This window comes from Streptomyces oryzae (assembly GCF_017676365.1).
GTDB classification, from domain to species: Bacteria; Actinomycetota; Actinomycetes; order Streptomycetales; family Streptomycetaceae; genus Streptomyces; species Streptomyces oryzae.
In genome coordinates this window covers 1-5,997 of the sequence record NZ_JADKMA010000291.1, presented here as the reverse complement: position 1 = coordinate 5,997, position 5,997 = coordinate 1, and the positions used below count along the sequence as shown (strand labels likewise).

General features: G+C 71.7%; 8 protein-coding genes. 7 read left to right on the top strand and 1 reads right to left on the bottom strand.

All coding sequences use genetic code 11. The features are described from left to right. The 7 genes from ITI46_RS32620 to ITI46_RS32590 all read left to right on the top strand — a co-directional run. Window positions 1-812 (top strand): type II secretion system F family protein (locus ITI46_RS32620; RefSeq protein WP_209243562.1); only part of this gene is annotated, 812 nt, incomplete at its 5' end. 4 nt (window positions 813-816) lie between these two features. Next, window positions 817-1,707, top strand: a complete 891-nt coding sequence (locus tag ITI46_RS32615) for a DUF5936 domain-containing protein (protein ID WP_209243561.1) — start codon at window positions 817-819, stop codon at window positions 1,705-1,707. Between the two features lie 259 nt (window positions 1,708-1,966). Beyond that, a complete protein-coding gene (locus ITI46_RS32610) occupies window positions 1,967-2,170 on the top strand; it encodes a hypothetical protein (protein ID WP_209243560.1) in 204 nt (67 codons plus the stop codon). Window positions 2,171-2,223: 53 nt separating this feature from the next. Beyond that, on the top strand, window positions 2,224-2,793 hold the full coding sequence (locus tag ITI46_RS32605) for a hypothetical protein (RefSeq protein ID WP_209243559.1): 570 nt from the start codon (window positions 2,224-2,226) through the stop codon (window positions 2,791-2,793). A gap of 121 nt (window positions 2,794-2,914) precedes the next feature. Next, window positions 2,915-3,475: a hypothetical protein gene (locus ITI46_RS32600; protein WP_307808419.1), complete on the top strand. Its 561-nt coding sequence runs from the start codon at window positions 2,915-2,917 to the stop codon at window positions 3,473-3,475. A 3-nt stretch (window positions 3,476-3,478) separates the two neighbouring features. Further along, the gene (locus ITI46_RS32595; RefSeq protein ID WP_209243557.1) at window positions 3,479-4,231 is read left to right on the top strand and encodes an OmpA family protein; all 753 of its coding nucleotides are present in this window, start codon (window positions 3,479-3,481) and stop codon (window positions 4,229-4,231) included. A 130-nt stretch (window positions 4,232-4,361) separates the two neighbouring features. Further along, on the top strand, window positions 4,362-4,934 hold the full coding sequence (locus ITI46_RS32590) for a GPW/gp25 family protein (RefSeq protein ID WP_209243556.1): 573 nt from the start codon (window positions 4,362-4,364) through the stop codon (window positions 4,932-4,934). 91 nt (window positions 4,935-5,025) lie between these two features. On the opposite strand, the gene ITI46_RS32585 is transcribed toward ITI46_RS32590, so the two are convergent. Then, entirely contained in the window at window positions 5,026-5,880 is an 855-nt protein-coding gene (locus ITI46_RS32585) for a hypothetical protein (protein ID WP_209243555.1), read from the bottom strand. Between the last annotated feature and the right edge of the window lie 117 nt (window positions 5,881-5,997).

The following is a 5,997-nucleotide window of genomic DNA, read 5'->3' as shown; positions in this document are numbered from 1 at the left end:
CCCTCCCGCCCGGCGGCAGCGGCCGGCGGCGCCGCTTCGTGGGCGTGGACCGGCGGGTACGCGCCACCGGGCCCGGCCGCCGCCTCCAGGCGAAGCTGGCCAGCACCGGACTCGACCTCACGCCCGGCGAGTACGTCGTCTACCTGACGGGCCTGGTCGCCGTGCTGTGGCTGCTGGCTTCCTCCGTGCTGGCCCCGTTCTTCGGGCCGATCGCCGGACTCGTCGGTGTACTGGCCGCCAACGCCTTCCTGGGCCACCAGCGGCAGCGCCGCACCGAGCAGTTCATCAACCAGCTCCCCGAACTCGCCCGCATCCTCGCCAACGCCACCTCGGCGGGCCTGGCCCTGCGTACGGCGCTGGGCATGGCCGCCGAAGAGCTGGAAGCCCCTGCGGGGGACGAACTACGGCTGGTGACCGACCAGTTGACCGTCGGGCGGTCCATCGACGACGCGCTGAACGAGCTCGCCGAACGGCTGCCCTCCCGCGAACTCGTCGTGCTGGTCACCACACTGGTGCTGGCCAACCGCGCGGGCGGCACCATCGTCGCCTCGCTGCGCAACCTCACCACCACGCTGGAGGAGCGCAAGGAGACCCGGCGCGAGGTGCGCACCATGCTCGCCGAGGTCAATGCGACGGCCTTCACCATCCCGCTGCTCGGGCTCGGCGCCATGCTGATGATGAACTCGATGATGCCGGGCGCCCTCGCGCGGGTGACCGGCAGCCCGGTCGGCCAGGTCGCCATGGTGGTGGCCGTGGGGCTGTTCGCCGCCGGGTTCCTCGTCATCCGCCGTCTCGGCCGGATCGAGGTGTGAGCCGGTGATCGCTCTGGGACTGGCCACGCTGACCGCCCTCGCCGTCTACGGCGCCTTCGCGGGCATCCGGATGTACCGGGCCGAGACGAAGCTGCCGCCCGACCTGGCCGTCGCGCTGGAAGTCGGCGCCACCCGCACCACCAAGGGCGAGGCCGCCGTGGACCGGCTCGGTATGCGGCTGGCGCCGCTGGTGCTGCGGCTGATGGGCCCCAAGCAGGTCGCCGCCAAACGCCGCAGGATCGACCAGGCCGGCAACCCCGGGGGCCTCACCCTCCAGCGGTACGCGGCGCGCCGCGCCGTCTACGGCCTCTTCGGCATCGCCATGGCCCTGGTGGGGCTCTGGTCGGGCAGCCTCTTGTTCACCGCGCTCGTGCTGGCGTTCGGCTGGTTCGCCGCCGACCTCGCCATCCGGCAGGCCATCAAGGACCGGCGGCGGGTCATCGAGCGCACCCTGCCGGACTTCCTCGACGTCCTCGCCGTCGTCGTCTCCGCCGGACTCGGCTTCCGGCAGGCACTGGAGCGGGTCGCCGACCGCTACCAGGGCCCCTGGGCCGACGAACTGCGCATCACCCTGCGCCAGATGGACATGGGCGTCAGCCGCCGCCAGGCATTCGACGAGCTGCGCCGACGGAACGCCAGCGACCAGGTCGACCAGTTCGTCACCGCGCTCCAGCAGGGCGAGGAGCTCGGCGCCCCCATCGCCGAGACTCTCATCCAGATCGCCACCGACATGCGGCGCACCGACGCTCAGAACGCGCGGCGCAAGGCGGCCAAGACCGTACCCAAGGCCACCATGACCACCATCGCCTTCCTGCTCCCCGGCACCCTCATCCTGATCGTGGCCACCTTCATCCTCGGCTCCGACACCGACTTCGGCGCGGTGCTGGGTGGCTGACGACCGCGCGGGCCCGGGCCACGGCGAAGGGGTATCACCGCGCCCAACCCGCCGCCCCTGCAGAGAGGTTCGGCGCCAGGCGCTTTCCTTCCCGCCATCGCCCTCCGCGAGGAGTTGTGGCACAGTCTGCATCCGGGTAACGACTGTTAGCTACACCGCGGAGTGGCAACGGGAGGGGGCGCGTACGACGTGAGACCACACACCCGTGGCGGCCCCCGAGGGGGCGGCTCCGAGTCAGCCAGCAACGGAGGAGAACCCGATGTCGAACGCCACGCGTGGGCGCGTCCGCACCCGCCTCGCCCACATGAGGGGCCGCCCCGCGGACCGGGGCGCCAACTCGATCGAATACGCCGGCATCGTCATCCTCGTCGCCGGCATCATCCTGGCGATCCGGGCGCTGGGCCTCGACTCGATGATCTCCGGCGCGATCGCCAACGCGGTGAGTGCCGTACTGGGCGGCTGACCAGGCGCGGCGCCCGGGGCGACAGCGGGCAGACCGTCATCCTGTACGGCGCGGTGATCGCCGCGCTGCTCTTCCTCGCCTTCGCCTTCTTCGCCGTGGCCCAGGCCGGAACGGTGCGCAACGGCGGTCAGACGGCAGCGGACGCGGCCGCGCTCGGAGCCGCCGAAGACGATCGCCAGCAGTTCTTCGACGGTTTCCTCGACGCACTCGACACCAAAGACGGCTGGCAGGACTGGCTGGACGCGGTGGCCCCGCTGACCGGCGACGGCTGCGGCGCTGCGGCACGCTTCGCCGACCGCAACCGCTCCGACCTGCTCAGTTGCGACCTGGTCACGCGCGACGGCGACGACGGCTACCGCGTGCGCATCGAAACCCGCTTCGACACCGGCAACACGGTCGTCCCCGGCACGGACAACAGGACGGCCAAGGCAACGGCAACGGCGGTGATCCGACCGCGCTGCGAGGCCGACGACACCGGGGGCTCCGACGACACCGACGACCCCGGGGACGCCGCCGAGGAGATCGAACTCAGCTGTGACGGCGAAGAGCTGACGATCGACCCCGAGGACGAGGGCGAGGGCCTGAAACCGTCAGATCTCTTCTCAGTGGTGCTCGTCGAATGACGGGCGAACGACGAGCGAACGACGAACGCGAGCAACGACGAACGAGAGCAACGACGAACGAGAGTCGAGCCACTCCATGAATCTTCGGCATGTCCTGCGGGCTCGCAGGGGTGTGACCGCGATGGTCCTCGCAACCGGACTGGTGCTGACCGCCGCAGGCTGCGGCGGCGACAGCGGCGACGACGCGAAGGAGCCCCGGCCCTCCGAAAAGACGGACGGCAGCGGTGGCATCGGCGGTGGCGACAGCGGCGGGCAGTCCGGCGGGTCCGCGGACGGCGAGCCGCTGGCCCAGGTGCGCGGTGGCGAGGACATCACCCTCACCGTCAACTCGGCCCGTCGCGAGTCGGGCGGCTTCGTGACGCTCACCGGAAAGGTGACCAACGGGAGCGGCAAAGCCTGGGTGGCACCGGGCTGGGAGGGCAACGAGTCCGAACTCGCCCTGCGCAACAAACTGTCGGTCGCCGGAGCCAAACTGGTCGACAAGAAGGGCAAAAAGCGCTATCTCGTCCTCAGGGACACCGAGGGCAGATGTCTGTGCACCTCGTTCGGCCAGCCGATCCAGCCCGGGAAGTCGAAGACCTGGTACGCGCAGTTCCCTGCCCCTCCGCAGGGCAACGACAAGGTCGAGTTCCAGATTGCGGACATGCCGCCGGCCACGGTGACGATCGGTGGAGGGGAGTGAGAGATGGGCTTCACCCAGCGGCACGTGACCAGAGCTGTGGCGTGTTCGTCCTTCTCCGCCGCGCTGGTCCTGGGCATCACCTCAGCGGCCGCGCGGGCCGAGGACCCCACCCCGCGGCCGACGCCGTCCATCCCCGACATCGCCACCCAGTACCCCACCGACGACCCCACCGGCATCCCCACCGGGCAGGCCCCCTCGCTGCCGGGCGAGAAGGGCCCCGGCGACCCGGGGTTCAGTGAGCCGCCGGACAACATCGGGGACTCGGAGACGCCGGTGGAGGTCGAGCCGAAAGCGGACGGGCTGCGGCTCGCCGACGGCGCCAAGCTGGCGGAACCCAAGGTGCTGGACATCAAGTTCGTGACCGAGGACCTCGGCGGCGAGGAGCGCCGCGAGGACAGCACGGTGAAGACGAAGTTCACGCTCCAGGCCGAGGTGCTGTTCACCAAGAACAGCGCCAAGCTCAACAGCGGAGCGAAAGCCCGCATCAAGACCATCGCGGACGAGATCGAGAAGCAGCACAGCACCGAGGTCAACGTCTTCGGCTTCACCGACGACCTCGGCTCCTACGAGCACGGCAAGACGCTCTCCAAGAAGCGTGCCACGGCCGTCCAGACGGCGCTGTCCCAGCAGTTGGGCTCCGAGGTCAGCTTCAACGTACGGGGCTACAGCGAGGACTACCCGGTCGCCGACAACAGGACCGAGGAGGGCCGCGCGAAGAACCGCCGCGTCGAGGTGTCCTTCCCGAAGAAGGACTGACCGGAGAAGGACTGACCGGACAAGCAGGGACCGAAGAAGCACGGGCCGAGGAAGAAACGACCGCTTGCGGGCGGGTTTCCCGGCCCGGATCATGAGGCGGGCCGGGCGAGGGCGAGGGGGCGGTGCGGGAATGGAGAGCGCGGCGACGGAAGCCGGGCCGGTGACCGGCGAGCCGGCGGCCAAGGGCCACACCCCGCCCGGCGCCGGATCCCGGCTCCGGGCCTGGACCGTCGGCCGGGCTGCGGGCCTCGCACAGGCCCTCGGCGTCGCGGTGCTGCTGATCACCGAGTTCGTACGGCAGGACGTGGCCGCACTCGGCGGGACGGTACCCAAGGGCACCCGACTGCCCGACTACGCCGCCGACTTCCCGCACCTCATGGACACCCTGGACGGCCAGTGGTGGTTCACGGCCGCCGAGGCGGTACGGGACGCCATCAGCTTCGGGGAACCCCGCGCCGCACTCTGGGCCGCCGTCTGCGCGGCACTCGTCGTACGCCTCAACCCGGACGGCCCACCCCGCACCCAGTGCTTCCTCTCCCTCGCGGGCGCCTGCTACTGCCTCGTGGCAACCCTCTCCGCGCTCCCGTTCCTGGCCCTGGCAGGCGCAGCCCTGCCCGCCGCGCTGCTCGTCGGGGTACTCGCAATAGTGCTGGCCAGCGCGGCGCCAGAGGCGTGGCCCCGAATGATGGGCTGCGTCCCGTAAGGGGCGCGGGGAACGGCGCGCCCAGCCCGCCACACCCCCGCAGTCGGCAGACGTCGGAGAGTGGCTACCCGGATGCCGCAATCACCCGGTCTCACTCCGCAGCGTCAGCCGTACACAACGTGCGCTCCCCACCATCCACCTCCCACGCCCAGTACCGGGAGTGCGCCCCCGCATCCCCCTCCCGGCAGGGCATCCGCCCCTCGTGGACGCCGGTGATCGTCAGCAACCTGTCATACCGGCCCCCGCCGGAACGCGGCTCCGCCGAGCAAGCGGGTGCCGACATCAACGCGGCCCGCATCTCGCCACCGCGCGCTTCGGCCAGCAGACACTGACCTGTGCGGAACTGGCGGGTGACGCACAGCGTGACGTCACCGTGCGCCCACTCGGCGCGCCCGTTGCCGACGGGGCACGCGCGCCCCGTCTCGCCGCCGGGGCCCGCGCGGCGTACGGCGGTCACCCGCGTATAGGCACGGTCGTCGTCGCAGTCGACCCGGGTGGCCTCGACCGGTGCGGGGCGGCTCCACCCCGAGCCGTTGCCGTGCACCGTCAGACACTGCCCGGCGCGCACCGAACGGAACGCGCCCGCAAGGGAGTCGTCGCCGGACCCCGCCACCGGCCCCGAGCCGCCCGGCGCGGGCCAGGCGGGCGACCCGGCGGGCGGACTCGGCAGCGCACTGCTGGGCCCGGGGCCTGGGAGGGACGGCGCCGGAGAGGCGGTGGAGCCGTCGCCCGGACGGGGCGACGGGTGGGCGGAAGCGCTGCCGCCGCCCGCCGAGGGGCGGGCGGCCCGAGCACCGTCCGAGACGTCCACGTATCCAGGGGTGCCGACGACCTTGGGGAGGATCAGCGTCGCGAACAGCGCTCCGGCGACCAGCAGCCGCCGCCGGCCGCGCCGGGCGCGCGTCTCCGCAGTGTCCTCAGGGATGTCCCCGCGTGTACGGCTCACGCGTACATGCTCACGGATCAACTCGCGGCTGGCGAGACCCCGTTCACAAGGCGGGTCACGAGAGCGAGGGGAGCGCGGGGGAACCGAGGGGGAGAGGCGGGAGAGGTGGGAGAAGGC